Source organism: Actinophytocola oryzae, assembly GCF_004364325.1.
GTDB lineage: Bacteria > Actinomycetota > Actinomycetes > Mycobacteriales > Pseudonocardiaceae > Actinophytocola > Actinophytocola oryzae.
On sequence record NZ_SOCP01000001.1, the window covers coordinates 752,067 to 769,717 of the forward strand.

Genomic DNA, 17,651 nt, shown 5'->3' on the forward strand with positions numbered 1-17,651 from the left:
CCGCCACCCTTCCCACCCACGAGCGAGCGAAGGGAGGCGAGATGGGCGCGTACCTGGTGCGCAGGCTGGCGACGAACGTGCTGGTGTTCCTCCTGATCACCGTCGCGATCTTCTGGCTGGTCCACAAGGCGCCCGGCGACCCGATCGCGATGCGGATCCCGGCCGACCAGCTCAACTCCGGCAGCACCGAGTACATCGCCCAGCAGCGCCACGCGCTGGGGCTGGACCGGCCGGTGTTCGTGCAGTACTGGTTCTGGCTGACGAGTGCCGTCCAGGGCGACCTCGGCTACTCCCTGCTCAACGGCCGCCCGGTCACCGAGCTGCTCGGGGAGCGGATCGGCCCGACCGTCGAGCTGATGCTCATCGGACTGGTGATCTCGCTGCTCATCGCGTTCCCGCTCGGCATCCTCGCCGCACGGCGGAAGAACTCGGTCTGGGACTACGGCACCGCGGTGGTGAGCCTCGGTTCGGTGTCCATCCCGGTGTTCTTCCTGGCGCTGATCGCGATCTTCGTGTTCACGCTGCAGTGGCAGTGGCTGCCGTCCTCGGGCATCGCCGACCCGGCGAACCCGAGCCTGCTCGACTCGATCCGACATCTGGTGCTGCCCGCGTTGATCCTCGGCATCGCCAACACGGGAAGCTATCTGCGTTACATCCGCGGCACCATGATCACCGAGCTTGGCGCGGACTACGTGCGCACGGCCGAGGCCAAGGGCGCGTCACGGCGCCGGGTCGTGTACCGGCACGCGTTGCGCAACTCGCTGATCCCGGTGATCACCGTGATCGCCTCCAACATGGGACAGCTGCTCGCCGGCGCGGTCGTCATCGAGCAGGTGTTCGCGTGGCCGGGCATGGGGCAGCTCGCGATCAGCTCGGTCAGGCAGCAGGACTACTCGGTGATCGTCGGGTTCGCGTTGCTCGTCGCGATCCTGGTGTTGCTGTTCAACCTGCTGGCCGACGTGCTGTACACGGTGGTCGACCCGAGAGTGAGGCTGCGATGACCGATCTCCCCGCGGACCTGCCCGCCGAGTCCACCTCGGACGCCACGGTCACCGCCAGGACCCCGTGGCACACGGGCCTTCGCCGGTTCCGGCGCCACCCGCTCGCGCTGGCCAGCGTGGTGTTCCTGCTGCTGGTGATCGTCGCCGCGGTGTTCGCGAGGCCGATCGCGGGCTTCGACCCCAACGCGATCGACCTGCTGCACGCCCGTGAGGCGCCGTCTGGCACGCACTGGCTGGGCACCGACCCGACCGGCCGCGACGTGTTCTCCCGCCTCCTGCACGCGGCCAGGGTGTCTCTGGGCGTCGGCCTGGCCGCGGCGGCCCTCGCGGTCATCCTCGGGGCGGTGCTCGGCAGCCTCGCGGGCCTGCTGGGGCGCTGGGTGGACGGCGTGGTCATGCGCCTCGCCGACATCTTCATGTCCTTCCCGGTGGTGATCGTGATCGTCGTGATCGCGGGCATGCTGGGCCCGAGCGTGCCGACGATGATCATCGCGATCGGGGTGTTCCAGTGGCCGGTGTGTGGCCGCATCGTCCGCGGCGTCACGCTGTCGCTGCGTGAGCAGGAGTACCTGCTGGCAGCGCGGGCGGCGGGTGCCGCATCGGGGTGGCTCATGTTCCGGCACGTCATCCCGGCCGCGCTGCCGCCGATCAGCGTGGCGGCGACGTTCGCCACCGCGCAGGCGATCGGGCTGGAGGCCACGTTCTCGTTCCTGGGCCTCGGCGTGCAGCCACCGACGGCCAGCTGGGGCAACATGCTCACCGACGCACAGAGCCTGACCGTCATCGCGGGCCAGCCGTGGCTGTGGCTCTCACCCGGTATCGCGGTCGCACTCACCGTGCTGGCCGTCAACTTCATCGGCGACGGCCTCCGCGACGCAGTAGACCCGAGGCAGACATGACCGAGCCGTTGTTGAAGATCGACACGCTGCGGGTGGACTTCCCCACCGAGGACGGCGTCGTACACGCCGTCGATGGCGTGAGCCTGGACGTGTTCCCCGGTGAGATCGTCGCGATCGTGGGGGAGTCGGGGTCCGGGAAGAGCGTGACGGCCATGTCCGTGCTGCGACTGCTCCGAGAGCCACCCGCGCGGGTGAGTGCGGACGCACTGACCTTCCGGGGCCGTGACCTGCGTGCGATGTCGCTCGACGACCTGCGGGCCGTGCGTGGCGGCCCGGTCGGCATGATCTTCCAGGACCCGATGACGGCGCTGAACCCGGTGATGACCGTCGGTGACCAGATCGTCGAGGCCGTGGTGCTGCACCAGTCCACACGGGACAAGAAGGCCGCGCGAAGCCGGGCGCTCGACCTGCTGGGCCTGGTCGGGGTGCCGGACGCCGCACAGCGCCTCAAGCAGTACCCGCACGAGTTCTCCGGCGGCATGCGCCAGCGCGCGATGATCGCGATGGCCATCGCCAACGACCCGGACCTGATCATCGCCGACGAGCCGACCACCGCACTCGACGTGACCATCCAGGCGCAGGTGCTCGAGCTGGTCCGCAAGGCACAGCGCGAGACCGGCGCGGCGACCGTCCTGATCACCCACGACCTGGGTGTGGTCGCCGAGCTGGCCGACCGGGTCGTGGTCATGTACGCGGGCCGGATCGCCGAGACAGCGGGCGTCAGGGAGCTGTTCGCGTCGCCGAAACACCCCTACACGGTCGGCCTGCTCAAGAGCCTGCCCAGGATGGACTCGCAGGCCGACGAGCTGGACGCCATCCCCGGCAACCCGCCCAACATGATCGACCCACCGTCCGGGTGCCCGTTCCACCCGCGTTGCCCGATGGCCCGGGACCGCTGTCGCACCGAACGTCCCGAACCCCGCGAGATCGGGGACGGCCGCCGGAGTGCATGTCACTACGCCGAGGAGGTGGGGGTATGACGCTCCTCAAGGTCCAGGGCCTGTCCAAGCACTTCCCGATCCGCAAGGGCGTCCTGCGGCGCACGGTCGGCCAGATCCGGGCCGTCGACGGCGTCGACCTCGAGCTGGCCGCCGGCGAGACGCTGTCGCTGGTGGGGGAGTCGGGCTGTGGCAAGTCCACCACCGGCAGGCTGCTCGTCCGCCTCCTGGAACCGACGGCCGGGCGCATCGAGTTCGACGGCACCGACCTGTCCACGCTCTCCCAGCGCGAGCTGCGCCCGAGGCGCCAGGACATCCAGATCATGTTCCAGGACCCCTACGCGTCCCTCAGCCCACGCATGACCGTCCACGACATCATCGCCGAACCCCTGCGCGTCCAGGGCCGCTACCGCGACGGCGGCGGCGACCGCGTGGCCGAGCTGCTCGACATGGTCGGCCTGCGCCCCGAGCACGCACGCCGCTACGCCCACGAGTTCTCCGGCGGCCAGCGCCAGCGCGTCGGCCTCGCCAGGGCGCTCGCGCTCGACCCGCGCCTGATCGTGCTCGACGAGCCGGTCAGCGCGCTGGACGTCTCCGTGCAGGCCCAGGTCATCAACCAGCTCCGCGGCCTCCAGGAACGCCTCGGCCTCGCGTACCTGTTCATCTCGCACAACCTGTCGGTGGTCCGCCACATCTCCCACCGGGTCGCCGTCATGTACCTCGGCGGCATCGTGGAGACCGGCACCCGGGAGGACATCTTCACCCGGCCGTCCCACCCGTACACACAGGCGCTGCTCTCGGCGATCCCCGTGCCGGACCCGGTGGGCCGCGACGAGCGGGAGCGGATCACGCTCACCGGCGACGTGCCGAGCCCGAGCAACCCGCCGAGTGGGTGCCGGTTCCGCACCCGGTGCTGGAAGGCGCAGGATGTCTGCGCGCAGGAGGCACCCGAACTGGCCGACCGGCTCGGCATCGGGCACCCCAGTGCGTGCCACTTCCCCGAGGTCCTCCCGGTTAGGAGCGTGTGATGGCCCGTACGACCAGACAGGTGTCGGTCGACGACTCGAAACCCGCGTCGGCGAACTACCACGCCAACGCCCTCGCTCGCGGTCTCGCGCTGCTGGAGATGCTCGCCGCCGCGTCGGAGCCGTTGACGCTGACCGACTTCAGCGCCTCGACCGCCTTACCGAAGAGCACCCTCGTGCGCCTGCTGGCCGTGCTGTCGGAGATGGAGTACGTGGTCCGCGTCGACGAGCGGCCCTCCTACCGGCTCGGGCACAAGGTGCACCGGCTCGCCGCGTCCTACGTGTCCACCCTGGACCTGACGGTCGTCGCGCAGGAGTACCTCAAGCCCGTGGCCGCGGGCACCGGGCAGACGGCGAACCTCGGCGTGCTCGACGGCGACCAGGTGCTGCACATCTGCGTCGCGGAACCCGACCGGCCGCTGCGGTTCACCGCCACGCTCGGCTCACGCGACCACACGTACTGCACCGGCCTCGGCAAGGTGCTGCTGTCCGACCTCACCGACGAGCAGCTCGCGCGCACGGTCCCGGCCGAGCCGTTCGCGTCGTTCACCGAGCACACCATCACCTCGCTCGAGGAACTGCGCCGCGACCTGCGCAAGACCGCGCGCCGCGGGTTCGCGTTCGACGACAACGAGCGCAGCAGCGGGCTGCGGTGCGTCGCCGTGCCGGTGCGGGTCGGCGGCGAGTCGCTGGCCGCGCTGTCGGTGTCCGGGCCCGCCGGCGAGTTCGCCACCGCCAAGCAGCACGAGTACGTCGCGATGCTGGACGAGGTGGCGAAGACGATGGCGGCCGACCCGGACTTCACGACAGCGTTGCGGATCGTGCACCGGTCGCTGCGATCGGCCGGCGCGTGAGCTCACCCCACGTACGCGATCGCCTCGATCTCGACCCGGACGTCGGGGTGTCCGAAGTCGACGACCACGGTGGTGCGCGCGGGCGGGGCGTCGCCGAACCGGCGCGCGTAGACCTCGTTGAACGGCGCGAAGAGCGTCGCGTTGGACAGGAACGCGCCGACCTTCACCAGCTGGTCCAGGCGTGCGCCCGCGGCCTCGAGCACCGCCTCGACGTTGTCCAGCACGCTCTCGACCTCGCGGGTGAAGTCGCCGACGTAGACCTTGTTGTCGGCGTCGGTGGCCACCTGCCCCGACACGTAGACGAAGCCGCCCGCCTTGGTGGCGTGTGAGAGCGGCACGACCGGCGCGGGGAACCCCGCGGGATGGAATCGTTCGATCATGACGACATGGAACCACGTTCCAGGTCTGGCGTTGACCGGGGGACTGGTCCTGGACGGCACCGGCGCACCCGGCCGGTACGCGACGGTCCTGGTGCGTGACGGCCGGATCGCGTCCGTCGGCGAGGCACTGCCCTCCGACGTGCGTCACGTCGACGTGAGCGGGCGGGTCGTCTGCCCCGGCTTCGTCGACATCCACACCCACTCCGACCTGACGCTGCTGTCCGACCCGCGTGCGCTCAGCAAGGTGCACCAGGGCGTCACCACCGAGGTGGTCGGCAACTGCGGGCTCGGCGTCACCGCCCCGGAGCGGGCCGACCTGCGTGCCGCGGTCAGCTACCTGGACCTCGACCCGTCCGTCGCCTGGACGTGGACCGACCTGCCGGGCTATCTCGACACGGTCGCCGAGGCGGGCCCCGGCGTGAACGTCGCCGCGCTCGTCGGGCACCTCGTGCTGCGTGCCGTGGTCTGCGGGTTCGCCGACCGGCCCGCCACCCCGGCCGAGCTGGACACCATGGGCGGGCTCCTGCGTGACGCGCTCGACGCCGGCGCGGTCGGCCTGTCCACCGGCCTGGTCTACGCGCCGCTCCCGTTCGCCCGCGAGGACGAGCTGCTCGCCCTCGCCGAGGTCACCGCGGCGGCGGGGAAGATCTTCACCTGGCACGTCCGCAGCTACGACGACGGCCTGATCGAGTCGGTCACCCAGGCCGTGACGGTGGCTCGCCGCACGGGCTGCCGCACGCAGATCTCGCACCTCGCCGCGGTCGGCAGGCGCAACTGGGGTGCCGTGCGCCAGGCGCTGGACCTGGTCGACGCGGCCAACGCCGACGGGTGTTCGGTCGGCGTGGACATCTACCCGTACCTGCACGGCAACGCGCCGCTGGCCCAGCTGCTACCCGCGTGGGCGCAGGAGGGCGGTCCCACGACGTGGGTGCCGCGCCTGGCGGACCCCGCCGTCCGTGCGCGGATCCGCGAGGGGTGGCGGAACCGGCCCACCACGTGGGACGAGATCACCATCAGCTGGACAGCGAGGCCCGTGCCCGCGCTCGGCTCCACCATCGCGGAACTCGCGGGCGGTGGTGACGGCGACGAGGTCGCGCTGGACCTGCTGGCCGAGCTGGGCACCGGCGTGATGATGACCGCGGGTGGCCGCAGTGACGACGACCTGCGGACCGTCCTCGCACACCCGAGCGCGGTCGTCGCGTCGGACGGGCAGGCACTCGACCCCGGCGGGGTCACCGGCGCGGGCGTGCCGCACCCGCGCAGCTACGGCTGCTTCCCGCGTTACCTCACCCGCTACGCCGACGACCTGGCCGACGCGGTCCGCCGCTGCACGTCCGCACCGGCCGCACGGCTCGGGCTGACCGACCGGGGCGTCCTGCGGGAGGGCGCGCCCGCGGACGTCGTCGTGTTCGACCCGGAACGCCTCGGTGACCGGGCGACCTTCACCGACCCCCACCGATTCGCCGACGGCATCGACCTGGTGCTGGTGAACGGCGCGGTGACCGTCGAGGGCGGCGAGCACACCGGCACGCGGGCCGGACACGTACTACGAGGAGCCTCATGCTGATCGACGTCCACACCCACTGCCACCTGGCCGAGCACTGGGGTTGCGAGTGGCACCGGAACTGGCAGCCGGTGTACGGCAACTCCTACCCGGACCACACGCCCGCGCAGTACGACGAGGCCATGGCGGCGGCAGGGGTCGACCTCGCGTTCGTGTTCGGCATGCGGGCGACCCGCGCCGGGGTGATCACGCCCAACGAGTTCGTCGAGAGGTTCTGCGCCGAGACGGCCACGAACACGATCGGCTTCATGGCGCTGGACCTCGGCGACGCGGACGTCATGGACCAGCTCGCCGACGGCATCGCCCGGGGACTGCGGGGCATCAAGCTCTATCCGGTGCTCGCGCACTTCGACCCGCGCGACCCGGCTCACGACCCGTTCTTCCGCGCCGCCACGGAGGCGGGCCTGATCGTGTTGTGGCACATGGGTGCCACGCCGAGCCCGGAGGGCCGTCTCGACCTGTCCGAGCCGCTGCTGGTCGACGACGTGGCACGCAGGCACCCGGACCTGCGGCAGATCATCGCGCACCTAGGGCACCCGTGGCAGCGCGAGACGATCGTCGTGCTCCGCAAGAACCGCAACGTGTTCGGCGACGTGTCGGCCGCGTGGGCGCGTCCGCTGGACGGGTTCATGGCGCTCGTGCGTGCGCAGGAGTGGGACGTCGTGCCCAAGCTGCTGTTCGGCTCCGACTATCCGATGTGGACACCCACCGAGGCCGTGGCGGGGCTGCGGGAGCTGGTCGACCTGCGCCCGTCCGGCTATCCCGCGATCAGACCGGACACCGTGGACTGGCTGGTGGACGGCGACCCGCGTGCGGCGTTGGGACTGGCCTGATGGACCTGCGCGAGCTGGACACCCCGGCACTGCTGGTGGACGTCGACCGCCTGGACCGCAACATCGCGGCGATGGCGAAGTCGTTCGCCGGCTCCGAGGTGGCGTTGCGGCCACACGCGAAGACGTCGAAGTGCTGGGAGGTGGCCCGCAGGCAGCTCGACGCGGGTGCCGTCGGGATGACCTGCTCGACCGCGGCCGAGGTCACCTGGCTGCGTGCGCACGGCGTCACGGATCTGTTGTGGGCCAACGTTCCCGTGGGGCCCGGCAAGGTCGCGCTCGCCGTGGAGGTGGCCCGACAGGGCGGTCTGACGGTCACGCTCGACTCGGTCGAGGCGGCGCGTCCACTGTCCACGGCGGCTGCCGAGGCCGGGGTGACCGTGCCGTTCCTGCTCGAGGTGAACACGGGACACGCGCGGTTGGGCGTCGAACCGGACCACGCCGTCGCGGCTGCCGAGGCGATCACCGCCCTCCCGGGGTTGCGGCTGCGCGGCGTGCTGACCCACGAGGGCCACATCGCCGCCTCTGCCGACCGAACGTCGTTGGAGGAGGCCGGAACCGCGGCGGGGGAACGGCTCGTGGCGGTGGGTGAGGCACTGCGGCTCGCGGGCCACCCGATCGACGTCGTCTCCGTGGGCTCGACACCCGGGGCCACCTCGGCGCCGTTCGTCGCAGGCGTCACCGAGGCCCGGCCCGGCACCTACGCGTACCACGACGCCAACCAGGTGCGGTTGGGCAGCACCACCATCGACCGGTGCGCGCTGACCGTGCTCGCGCGCGTGGTGTCGGTCCAGCGTGACGGCCGGGCGATCATCGACGCGGGTGTCAAGGCGATGAGTTCCGACACCATCGCGGTGGCCGGCTCGGTCGGCGTCGCGGTGGACCCGGCCGGCGTACCGCTGCCCGGTGTCACGTTCGCCGAAGCCAACGAGGAACACGGGTTTCTCTTCCACAGTGGGGGTTTCGCGGTCGGCGACCTCGTCAGGCTGGTGCCCAACCACGCCTGTGGCACCACCAACATGTGGAGCCACGCGTACGCGGTGCGTCGTACCGAGGTGCTCGCCGAATGGCCGATCGCCGCGCGTTACTAGCAGCCCTTGACATGGAACGGTGTTTCGCGTTCGCTTTTTCGTGTAGCACAACGGAAGGCAGACCATGCGTGTTCTCAAGGCCCGCACAGCGACCCCGGCCACCGGCTCCGCCGAGGTGCGCGAGACAGTCGAACGGATCATCGCCGAGGTCCGCGCGCGGGGCGACGCGGCGGTCCGCGAGTACTCCGAGAAGTTCGACTCGTGGTCCCCGGAGTCCTTCCGGCTGACCGAGGAGGACATCGAGAAGACGGTGGCCACGCTGCCCGAACAGGTGATCGCCGACATCCGGTTCGCGCAGGGCCAGGTCCGGGAGTTCGCGCTGCGCCAGCGTGAGTCGCTGCGGGACGTCGAGGTGGAGACCCTGCCCGGCGTCGTGTTGGGACACAGGCACATCCCGGTGGCGGCGGCCGGTGCGTACGTGCCGGGCGGCCGCTACCCGCTGGTCGCCTCCGCGCACATGACCGTGGTGACCGCGAAGGTCGCCGGCGTGCCGCGGGTCGCCGCGTGCACCCCGCCGATCCGCGGCGAGGTACCCGCCGCGACGGTGGCCGCGATGCACCTGGCGGGTGCCGACGAGATCTACCTGTTCGGCGGTGTACAGGCGATCGCGGCACTGGCATGCGGCACCGAGACCGTGCCCGCGGTGAACATGCTGGCTGGCCCGGGCAACGCCTACGTGGCCGAGGCCAAGCGCACGCTGTACGGGGAGGTGGGCATCGACCTGTTCGCCGGCCCGACGGAGATCCTGGTCGTCGCCGACGGCACGGCCGACCCGTTCACGGTGGCCGTGGACCTGCTGAGCCAGGCCGAACACGGCCCGGACAGCCCGGCGGTGCTCGTCTCGACGTCGGAGACCCTGGCGCGTGAGGCCATGGCCCACATCGACGCGTTGCTGCCCGGCATGCCGACCCGCGACATGGCGGGCCCGGCCTGGCGGGACTACGGCGAGGTGGTGGTGGTCGACTCACTGGACGAGGCGTACGCGCTCACCGACGAGTACTCGTTCGAGCACGTGGAGGTCCTCACGGCCAACCCGCGCGAGGCGCTGTCCGTGCTGCGTGACTACGGCGCCCTGTTCCTCGGTGCGGGTACCTGCGTCTCGTTCGGCGACAAGGTGATCGGCACCAACCACGTCCTGCCGACGCGGGGGGCGGCCCGCTACACCGGCGGTCTGTGGGTCGGCAAGTACCTGAAGACGGTGACCTACCAGGAGGTCACCGACCCCGCGTCGAGCGCGCTGCTGGGCGAGGTCTGCGGGCGGGCGGCCCGGGTGGAGCTGTTCGAGGGACATGCCCGCTCCGGTGACGTGCGTGCCCTCGCACCCGGGCAGCGACCGGAGTGGGCGCCCCGGACCTAGCTCAGAAGATCGCGATCAGGATGAGGATCACCACGATGGCGACGACGATCCCGATGATCGGGATGCTGCCTGGTGAGCGGCGGTAGTGGCTGCGCACCGTCGTGCTGCCGAAGTTGAACAGACCGGGCCTGCTGCGGCGGTGTCGACGTACCCACGGCATGGTGTTCTCCTGACTCGGCGGGGACTCAGCTGTCAGGAGAAGTACCCACGAACACCACCCGTCCAAACGTCACGGCGGCGATCGGTACGAAGAGCGGCGCTGCTCACCCGTCCGTCCACTGTGGAGTCACTCCTCGGCGGGCACCGCCTCGTCCACGGTGAGCGGGATGCTGTTCCCGCAGGCACCGGGCGTGTTGGGGTCGGCGAGACCGGTCACCGTCATGCGGGTCCCTGGCTGGAGCCCCGCCGCGCGGTCGCCCACCAGCTGGTACTGGCGTATCTGGGCGTCGAGCAGCAGACAGCCGGGCACGTCGGAGGACGTGATCGTGCCGGTGACCCGCGTGAGCTCCTGGCGGGCCGTGGTCGTGGTGGTCGACAACTGGGTGACAGTGGTAGTGGTCGGTGGTGTGGAGGACGGGGTGCCGGCACACCCACTCGTGACGGAGACGGCGCCCGCCAGCACCAGTGTCGCCACCCGAGGCCGGATTCCAGGAACCCGCTTCGTATTCATGAGATCAGCGTTCCTCCGCGGATACGTCGACGGCGCTGCCTACAGATAAGCACGTGTCGGCCCACCAGACCACCCTCGTGTGGATCACCGCACCCGTGGAGATCACTGGACGATTGTCAAGCCAGGACGGGCACACGAGCGACCGGTGGAGCGGATGTGTTTGCGGGGCAAGGATTGGCGGACGCGCCACGCGCTGGGAGCGGCTTCCTCTCCCAGCGCGGTCACCGTGTCGGCAAGGTCGTCACTGTGATGAACCCGCATGCCCCCGCGTGGTCGGTGCGGCGACAGGCACCTCGCGTTCGGCGGGCGCCGCCCGCGGTGTCGCGGTCGCGCGGCGCAGTACGGCGACGGCGACGAGGACCGCGGCGACCAGCAGTGCGGCGCCGAGGGACAGGCCGAGTGCGTAGCCCGCGTTGAGGCTTTCGGGGGAACCGGTTGCGCCTGCCCGCTGTTGTGCCGCGGTCCCGAGTGCGGCGAGGCCCAGCGAGGCGCCGAGTTGACGTGAGCTGTTGAGCAGCCCCGACGCCGTGCCCGCCTCGTGGGGCGCGACTCCGGCCGTGGCGACGGAGACCACCGGTGCGAGGCAGAGCCCGAAGCCGACGCTCGCGACGATCGACGGGCCGAGGATGTCCGCCGCGAACGTGCCGTCCGCGCTGACCGTGCCGAACCAGGCGAAGCCCGCCGCGGTCAGGAGTCCGCCGCCGATCAGGAGGGTGCGTGGCGCGACGCGGTAGCCGAGCCTGATCGCGAGCACGGAACCGGCGACGACGCCCAGTGCGAACGGCAGGAACTCGACCCCGGTCAGTGCGGGGCCGTTGCCCAGCACGCGCTGGAGGTAGAGGGACGCGAAGTAGAAGGCCGACGCCATGGCCGCACCGAGCAGCAGGTTGTAGGCGTTCGCCCCCGCGACCGACCGGTTGGCGAACAGACCGAGCCGGACCAGCGGTTCGCGGGTGGTGGTCCGTTCGACGTGGACGAACGCGGCCAGCAGCGCGGCGGCGAGCACCAGGGTCGTCACGGTGACCGGCGAGGTCCACGCGTACCGGTCCGTGCGGACGACCCCGAACACCAGCAGCGTCATGCCCGCCGTGGCCAGGACGGCGCCGAGGACGTCGGGCCTGCCGCCACGCACCGGGGTGCGGTCGGCGACGACCCCCCGCAGGGTCAGGACCAGCGCGAACGCGGCCATCGGCACGTTGACGAACATCACCCAGCGCCAGCCCGCGTACTGGGTGAGCACGCCGCCCATGAGGACACCCAGTGCGCCACCGGCGGCGTTCATGGCGCTCCACACCCCGAACGCCCGCACGCGAGCCCTGCCGGAGGGGAACGTCGCGGTCAGCAGTGCCAGCGCGGCCGGTGCCAGTGCGGCGGCCCCGACGCCCTGCGCCGCCCTGGCCGCCACCAGGTGCCCCGGCGCCTGCGCGAAGCCGCCGACCAGCGAGGCCAGGCCGAACAGGCCGAGCCCGAACAGCACGAGGCGCCTGCGGCCGTACCGGTCGGCCGCCTTGCCGCCGAGGAGCAGCAGACCGCCGAAGGTGAGGGCGTAGGCGTGGATCACCCAGGTCACACCCACCGCGCTGAACCCGAGGCCGGTGGCGATCCGGGGAAGTCCCACGTTCACGACCGACAGGTCCAGCGACACCATGAACTGCACGACGGCGACCGCGGCGAGGACCACCCCCGGCCCCGCCTTCGATCTCTTGGTTGACTTTTCGAACATGTTCCGAAAGTAGCACCGGCGGCGCGGGAGTGTCGAGTGCGATTCGAGGGACGGCCGGTGGGAGGGCATGATGGGCCGGTGGCCCGACCCAACGCACCGCACGGCCGGACCGGAAGGCCGCCGCTCACCTCACGCGCGGAGATCCTGACGGCGGCCCGTCGGCTCATCGACCGGGACGGCTGGGAGAAGCTGACTATCCGCAGGCTGGCCTCGGAGATCGGCGTCGGGGCGACGACCCTGTACCACCACGTGCGGGACAAGGAGGACCTCCTGGTCCAGCTGCTCAACCACCACGCCGACCAGATCCCGCGCCCCGACCTGCCGCCCGAGCCGAGGGAACGCGTCGTCGTGGCGGCCACCGCGATGCACGACGGCCTGGCGGACTGGCCGTGGGCCGCGGAGGTCCTCACCGCGGACGGGTTCCTGCGCCGCCTCGGCGAGTCGGCGCTGTGGCTGGTGGAGACGATCCTGGCCGGTGCGGTCGACCACGGGTGCACCCCGGCGCAGGCCGTCGACGTCTTCCGCAACCTCTGGTACTTCACCGCGGGCGAGATCCTCGTCAGGGCCCACTCCGCGCCCCGGCCGCCCGGCGAGCGCCCCGACTTCTTCGCCGGCCGCGACCTGTCCCACCTGCCCAACCTGGCCGCGCTGGGGGACCAGTGGCCGGAACTGGCGGCGCGGGACACCTACCGCGAGGGGCTGAGCGCCTTCGTCGACGGACTGCTCGCACAGGCCACCCGGTAGACGTTCCGCTGGAACGGAACATTCCGGCGCTTCTTCGCGTGTGCCGTACTAGCATTGCTCGATGAGTCGCTGGGTGGGCGTTCTGGCCGTGGTGCTGGTGATCGCGGCGTGTGCGCCGGCAGGGCCCGTGGACACGGGCGATCCGATTCCCTCCAACCCGCCGGGGCCGAAGCTGACCGGGCGCCTGCTCGCGTTCGACCAGGGCCCGGAAGCCGGCGAGGGCCGGGTCGTCGAGGTGCGCGACGGCGCGACGGCGACCGTGGCGGACGGGGTGATCGCCGCCGACCTGAGCCAGGACGGGCGACAGCTCGCCTACGCCAGGGAGGACGGCACCCTCGTGCGGCGTGACCTGGCCTCCGGCGCCGAGGCGACGATCCCGGTGAACGTGCTGCTGAGCAACGACTGCCTGAGCTGGTCGCCGGACGGCACGCGCCTCGCGTTCCTCGGCCGCGTGGACAACGCTCTCTACGTGACCACTGTGGACGGTGTGGTGACACGGGTCGACCAGCCGAAGCAGGAGCGGTACGTCCAGAGCGCGGAAGGCTACATCCTGCCGCGGGCCGATCCCGCCGGCGGCTCCGTGATCCTCTTCTCCGTGGTCGCCTGCGGTCGCTGGCTCGACGACAACAGGCTCGTGTTCGACCGGGTGGCGACCATGCCGGGCACGGTGGTCGTCGACGAGGACGAGCCGACACAGCAGGTCCTCGCCGACACGACGACGGTCGCCGTCCTCGACCCGCCGAGGCTGGTCGACTCGCCCGGGCAGTGGCGGCTGGAGGACCGGTGCGGCGACCGGGTAATGACGTTCGTCGGCGGCGAGACCTCGGGCGACCGGTATGTGGTGGAGCCGTCCGCCATCGGCGACGACGAACTCGGCGATGCCGGCTGGCCCGCGCCGGGGGGCGGGAGACTGCCGTCGGCACGGGCGGCGTTCGTCGACGGGTCGTGTGACGTGCTGCTGCTGTCGGGTGCCGCCGGCGAATGGCACACGACGAGCCGCTACGTCGTGGACACCGGCAGGACCGAGAAGCTGAGACCGACCTTCGACGACGACCACAACCCGCCGCTGCTGGAGCCGGACTCCGTCGCGTTCAACCCGGAGGGCACCGCGTGGGCGGTCGCCGACGGGGGGGCGCTGTTCGTGTTCGACCTCGAGACCGGCGGGTCGACCTTCGCCTCGGGTACGGGCAAGGTCAGCAAGGTACTCGGCTGGCTGCCGTCCTGACGGGCTTCGCGGGACGTGGACGTCGGCGGTCGCCGCGTCGGTCCTCGTCGTGGGGTTGGCCGTCGGCGTGACCCATGCCGTCCCGGGTGACGCGCCGACCGGGTCCGCGGCGTCGGTGGCGAGCGCGCCGGTGCGGTTCGATCCGCTGGTCCGGTTCGCCTCGTTCGGCTGGCTGCCCGAGGACAGGATGAACTCGCGCTTCACGACGGTCCACGACGTGGGATTCTCGACGGGGGTGTGGGAGTACGTGCCGGACCCGTCCAAAGGGCCGTTCGCGTCCCTTCCCGCCGCGAGCGTCGGCGTGACGCTCTACTCCGCGGGGCACACACCCGAGACCGAGCTGCCGCTCGAGGTGTGGGGGCCGCCCGACAGCCCGCCGGGGTCACACGCGCCGGTGACGACCGCACCTCCCGTGAACGGCGCACCCGCCTACTGGGTCACCGTGCCGGGTGAACCCGAGAAGATCATCCTGAAGTGGCGTTACGCCCCGAACGGGTGGGCCGAGGTGACCGTCTCGCGGTTGAACGGCGACCTCCACCGGATCGCGCACCGGGTCGCGCGCGAACTGCGGGTCGGTGGCACGGAGCGGCTGCGCTTCCCGTTCCACCTCACCGGGCTGCCCACCGGGCTGCGGCCGGTGATGAGCACGATCCGCGAAGGCGGGCTCCCGGGGCCGTGGGAGGGTGAACTCCTCCTCGCCACCAGCCGGGACAACCGGGGCATGAACCTGGGCGTGTCCGTCCAGCCGATGACACCCGGCGACCGCCACCCGAACACCACTGTCGACGGTTACCAGGCCAACCGCGAGATCGTCGTGGGAGACGACGGGCAGACGGTCGTCTCGGGAGCGCAGTACGCCGACCTGCTGACGGTCTACGACGTCTCCGGTCTCCAGACCGGCATCCGCGTCGACGCCCAGTCGGCCGCCGAGGTCGCGCCGCTGGGACCGGACGGCTCCGTCAGCGTGTTCCGCGGGATGACCGTCCACCCCGACCGGGCCGACTGGACCGACCGGCCGCTGCGGTGAGCAGGCCGCACACCACGAGTACGGCGAACACCGCGAAGAACGTCCCGCCGACGACGTCGGTGACGTAGTGGTACCCGAGCCCGAGCATCCCGATCGTGACGCCGGCGAGCAGCACCGCGCCCGCGGCGGCCGTGATCGCCCGGGCTCGGGCGCCGGCCAGCAGGAACACCACGGTGAGCGTCGCGACCAGGCTGACGGTGTGCCCGCTCGGGTAGACGAGCGTGTCGCCCTTCCACCGGTCGAACAGCGGTTTCAACACCCAGGTGTTGACCGCCAGGGCCACCGAGGGCCCGAGCACGACGAGCGACGCGTCCCACGGCCGCGACCTGTGCAGGCACCACGCCGCCAGCAGCGTGAGCGCGGGCAGCAGCACGTACGGCTCCGTCGGCGACACCAGTGCCCGCAGCACCCCGTGCGGCCACGCGGCGACGGCGGACGACGTGACCTCGTCGATGCCGCTCGCCGTGTGGTCGCCCACGAACAAGAGCCCGAGCACCAGGACGACGAGCCCGCAGAGTCCACAGAGGACGGCGCGGGTCGTCGGCCTGCGGAGCACGATCGACTCTAACGCGCGTGGACCGCCGCGAAGGCGAGCAGGGGTGCCGCGGTCCGCTGTGGATCCTCGAGGTTGGGTGAGTGTCCGAGGCCCGGCAGCAGCTCGACCCGCGAGTCGGGCACCGCGTAGTACTCGGCGGCGAACGACGACCGCCACCTCCGGTCGTCCTCGCCGAAGATCACCAGCAGGGGTTTGCCGAGCGTCATCAGCCGGTCGGGAAGCGGCCGGCGCACCAGGTAGTCGCGCGCGCACGCCATCGTCGTGGTGAACGTGTGGTAGGTCATGGCACGCACGTCGTCCACGACGTCCTGCGGTACCCGGTAGCCAGGGCGGCTGACGGCGGTACTCGTGGCGTGGCGGACCTGTTCGCCGGTCAGCTCCGCCCATTGCTCGGGCCCGAAGGCGAAGTCCTGCGCGATGTAGGCGCCCAGGTGCGGTCCGGTGTCGACGAGCACGAGCGCGGTCACCAGGTCGGGTCGGTTCTCGACGAGGGCGGTGGCCACCGAGCCGCCGGTGGAGTGGCCGACCACCACCGCGTGCTCGACGCCGAGCCGGTCCAGCGCCGAACCCACCCGGTCCGCCTGGTCAGGGATCTCGTAGCTCACGCCGGTGGGTTTGGCCGACCGGCCGTGCCCGAGCAGGTCGATCCTGACGACGTGGTGGGCGTCGGTCAGCAACGGGACCAGCGGGTCCCACGAACGGGTCGACGCGGCCGACCCGTGGATGAGCAGGAGCGCCGGGGCGTCGCGCGGGCCGTCCCGGCACACGTGGACGTCGCCGCCGTCCAGGGACAGGGTCGAGTGCTCGCTTCTCGCGGAGGTGGTCATGACGCCACTGTCGCCGCAGGGCCGTGCCCCTGGCTTGGACGAATGTTCCCGTCGGCCCGCGCGCGTAGCATCCGAGGAATGGGGTCCACAGTGCACGAGCGTGGTGCGACGGCGGTCTGGGACGTCGCGTCGCCTGCCCGGCCGAGTCGGCTGGGTGGTGTCACCATGGCCGGGTTCCACATCCCCGACGGCGGCCTGGCCGAGGTGGGCCTGCGCGTGGTGCCGCACCCGGCCGTGATGCTGATCCTCGAGTTCGGCGCCGACCAGCCCGTCGTCCACGCCGCCGGACGCCAGCAGCGGGGGAGCCTCCTCGCCGGCCCTGGCCTCGGGTCCGGCGGCGCGGTGTGGGCGCGGGGCGCGAGCGTCGACTGCGTGCAGGTGCGCCTGTCCCCGGTGGTCGCGCACGCGGTGCTCGGCGTCTCCCCGGCCGATCTGGACGGTGTCGTGGTCGCCGTCGACGACCTGTGGGGCCGGGACCTGGCACGGATCTGTGAACGGCTGGACACGCTGTCGTCGTGGGAGGAGCGCTTCGCGTTGACCGACGCGCTGCTCGCCGGCAGGTGTGCGGAGCGCTCGTTCGTGGACCCGGAGGTGGCGTGGGCCTGGCGGCGGATCGTCGCCGGTCGTGGCCTGGTCCGGGTCGACGGGCTCGCGGCGGAGGTGGGCTGGAGCCGCAAGCGGCTGTGGTCGCGGTTCCAGGCGCAGATCGGCCTGCCGCCCAAGCGTGCCGCGCGGCTGGTCCGCTTCGACCACGCCGTCCACCGGCTGGTCGCGGGTGACGGCCCGGCCGGGGTCGCGGCGGACTGCGGCTACACCGACCAGTCCCACCTGCACCGCGACGTCGTGGCGTTCACCGGCGTGACCCCGACGGCCGTGGTCGGCGAACCCTGGCTGACCATCGACGACACCGCGTGGCCCCGCGGGTAGATCTCTGCCTTTC

The 17,651-nt window shown here is 71.6% G+C and carries 19 protein-coding genes; 13 read left to right on the forward strand and 6 right to left on the reverse strand.

Annotated elements, in window-relative coordinates; translation table 11 throughout:
• Positions 1-41: 41 nt before the first annotated feature.
• The 5 genes from CLV71_RS03190 to CLV71_RS03210 are packed head-to-tail and all read left to right on the forward strand — an operon-like array spanning position 42 to position 4,717.
• On the forward strand, positions 42-1,001 hold the full coding sequence (locus tag CLV71_RS03190) for an ABC transporter permease (RefSeq protein WP_133901003.1): 960 nt from the start codon (positions 42-44) through the stop codon (positions 999-1,001).
• A complete protein-coding gene (locus CLV71_RS03195; RefSeq protein ID WP_133901004.1) occupies positions 998-1,900 on the forward strand; it encodes an ABC transporter permease in 903 nt (300 codons plus the stop codon). Before CLV71_RS03190 ends, CLV71_RS03195 begins: the two co-directional genes overlap by 4 nt.
• Positions 1,897-2,880 (forward strand): ABC transporter ATP-binding protein, encoded by a 984-nt coding sequence (locus tag CLV71_RS03200; protein ID WP_133901005.1) that lies wholly within the window; start codon positions 1,897-1,899, stop codon positions 2,878-2,880. The genes CLV71_RS03195 and CLV71_RS03200 overlap by 4 nt, the downstream gene beginning before the upstream one ends.
• Positions 2,877-3,866 carry an ABC transporter ATP-binding protein gene (locus tag CLV71_RS03205; RefSeq protein WP_208297355.1) on the forward strand — a complete coding sequence of 330 codons (990 nt, stop codon included), beginning with the start codon at positions 2,877-2,879 and terminating at the stop codon, positions 3,864-3,866. The genes CLV71_RS03200 and CLV71_RS03205 overlap by 4 nt, the downstream gene beginning before the upstream one ends.
• A complete protein-coding gene (locus CLV71_RS03210; RefSeq protein ID WP_133901007.1) occupies positions 3,866-4,717 on the forward strand; it encodes an IclR family transcriptional regulator in 852 nt (283 codons plus the stop codon). The genes CLV71_RS03205 and CLV71_RS03210 overlap by 1 nt, the downstream gene beginning before the upstream one ends.
• A 2-nt stretch (positions 4,718-4,719) precedes the next feature.
• On the opposite strand, the gene CLV71_RS03215 is transcribed toward CLV71_RS03210, so the two are convergent.
• Positions 4,720-5,097, reverse strand: a complete 378-nt coding sequence (locus tag CLV71_RS03215) for a RidA family protein (protein ID WP_133901008.1) — start codon at positions 5,095-5,097, stop codon at positions 4,720-4,722.
• Between CLV71_RS03215 and CLV71_RS03220 the strand changes: the two genes are divergently transcribed.
• From CLV71_RS03220 to hisD, 4 genes are all read left to right on the forward strand, one after another.
• Complete coding sequence (locus CLV71_RS03220) at positions 5,096-6,664, forward strand: N-acyl-D-amino-acid deacylase family protein (RefSeq protein ID WP_133901009.1); 1,569 nt, start codon at positions 5,096-5,098, stop codon at positions 6,662-6,664. The two genes, CLV71_RS03215 and CLV71_RS03220, sit on opposite strands and share 2 nt — an antisense overlap.
• Positions 6,658-7,494: an amidohydrolase family protein gene (locus tag CLV71_RS03225; protein ID WP_133901010.1), complete on the forward strand. Its 837-nt coding sequence runs from the start codon at positions 6,658-6,660 to the stop codon at positions 7,492-7,494. The genes CLV71_RS03220 and CLV71_RS03225 overlap by 7 nt, the downstream gene beginning before the upstream one ends.
• The gene (locus CLV71_RS03230; protein ID WP_133901011.1) at positions 7,494-8,582 is read left to right on the forward strand and encodes an alanine racemase; all 1,089 of its coding nucleotides are present in this window, start codon (positions 7,494-7,496) and stop codon (positions 8,580-8,582) included. The genes CLV71_RS03225 and CLV71_RS03230 overlap by 1 nt, the downstream gene beginning before the upstream one ends.
• Positions 8,583-8,646: 64 nt before the next feature.
• The gene (hisD, locus tag CLV71_RS03235; RefSeq protein ID WP_133901012.1) at positions 8,647-9,939 is read left to right on the forward strand and encodes a histidinol dehydrogenase; all 1,293 of its coding nucleotides are present in this window, start codon (positions 8,647-8,649) and stop codon (positions 9,937-9,939) included.
• A gap of 1 nt (position 9,940) precedes the next feature.
• Here the strand turns inward: hisD and CLV71_RS47450 are convergent, their stop codons facing one another.
• The 3 genes from CLV71_RS47450 to CLV71_RS03245 form a co-directional block, all read right to left on the reverse strand.
• Positions 9,941-10,099: a hypothetical protein gene (locus CLV71_RS47450; RefSeq protein ID WP_166663902.1), complete on the reverse strand. Its 159-nt coding sequence runs from the start codon at positions 10,097-10,099 to the stop codon at positions 9,941-9,943.
• Positions 10,100-10,225: 126 nt separating this feature from the next.
• Positions 10,226-10,477, reverse strand: a complete 252-nt coding sequence (locus tag CLV71_RS03240) for a hypothetical protein (RefSeq protein WP_133901013.1) — start codon at positions 10,475-10,477, stop codon at positions 10,226-10,228.
• Between the two features lie 373 nt (positions 10,478-10,850).
• Positions 10,851-12,332 carry an MFS transporter gene (locus CLV71_RS03245; protein WP_133901014.1) on the reverse strand — a complete coding sequence of 494 codons (1,482 nt, stop codon included), beginning with the start codon at positions 12,330-12,332 and terminating at the stop codon, positions 10,851-10,853.
• 78 nt (positions 12,333-12,410) lie between these two features.
• Between CLV71_RS03245 and CLV71_RS03250 the strand changes: the two genes are divergently transcribed.
• The 3 genes from CLV71_RS03250 (at position 12,411) to CLV71_RS03260 (ending at position 15,328) form a co-directional block, all read left to right on the forward strand.
• Entirely contained in the window at positions 12,411-13,076 is a 666-nt protein-coding gene (locus CLV71_RS03250; RefSeq protein ID WP_133901015.1) for a TetR/AcrR family transcriptional regulator, read from the forward strand.
• Between the two features lie 61 nt (positions 13,077-13,137).
• Positions 13,138-14,301: a TolB-like translocation protein gene (locus tag CLV71_RS03255; protein WP_133901016.1), complete on the forward strand. Its 1,164-nt coding sequence runs from the start codon at positions 13,138-13,140 to the stop codon at positions 14,299-14,301.
• A 67-nt stretch (positions 14,302-14,368) separates the two neighbouring features.
• Positions 14,369-15,328: a hypothetical protein gene (locus CLV71_RS03260; RefSeq protein ID WP_133901017.1), complete on the forward strand. Its 960-nt coding sequence runs from the start codon at positions 14,369-14,371 to the stop codon at positions 15,326-15,328.
• On the opposite strand, the gene CLV71_RS03265 is transcribed toward CLV71_RS03260, so the two are convergent.
• Both CLV71_RS03265 and CLV71_RS03270 read right to left on the reverse strand, forming a co-directional pair.
• Positions 15,261-15,884, reverse strand: a complete 624-nt coding sequence (locus CLV71_RS03265) for a phosphatase PAP2 family protein (RefSeq protein WP_133901018.1) — start codon at positions 15,882-15,884, stop codon at positions 15,261-15,263. The two genes, CLV71_RS03260 and CLV71_RS03265, sit on opposite strands and share 68 nt — an antisense overlap.
• An 8-nt stretch (positions 15,885-15,892) precedes the next feature.
• The gene (locus CLV71_RS03270; RefSeq protein WP_133901019.1) at positions 15,893-16,711 is read right to left on the reverse strand and encodes an alpha/beta fold hydrolase; all 819 of its coding nucleotides are present in this window, start codon (positions 16,709-16,711) and stop codon (positions 15,893-15,895) included.
• Positions 16,712-16,789: 78 nt separating this feature from the next.
• On the opposite strand from CLV71_RS03270, the gene CLV71_RS03275 reads away from it, so the two are divergent.
• Positions 16,790-17,638, forward strand: coding sequence for a helix-turn-helix domain-containing protein (locus CLV71_RS03275; RefSeq protein WP_133901020.1), 849 nt, complete (start codon positions 16,790-16,792; stop codon positions 17,636-17,638).
• The last annotated feature ends 13 nt before the right edge of the window (positions 17,639-17,651 follow it).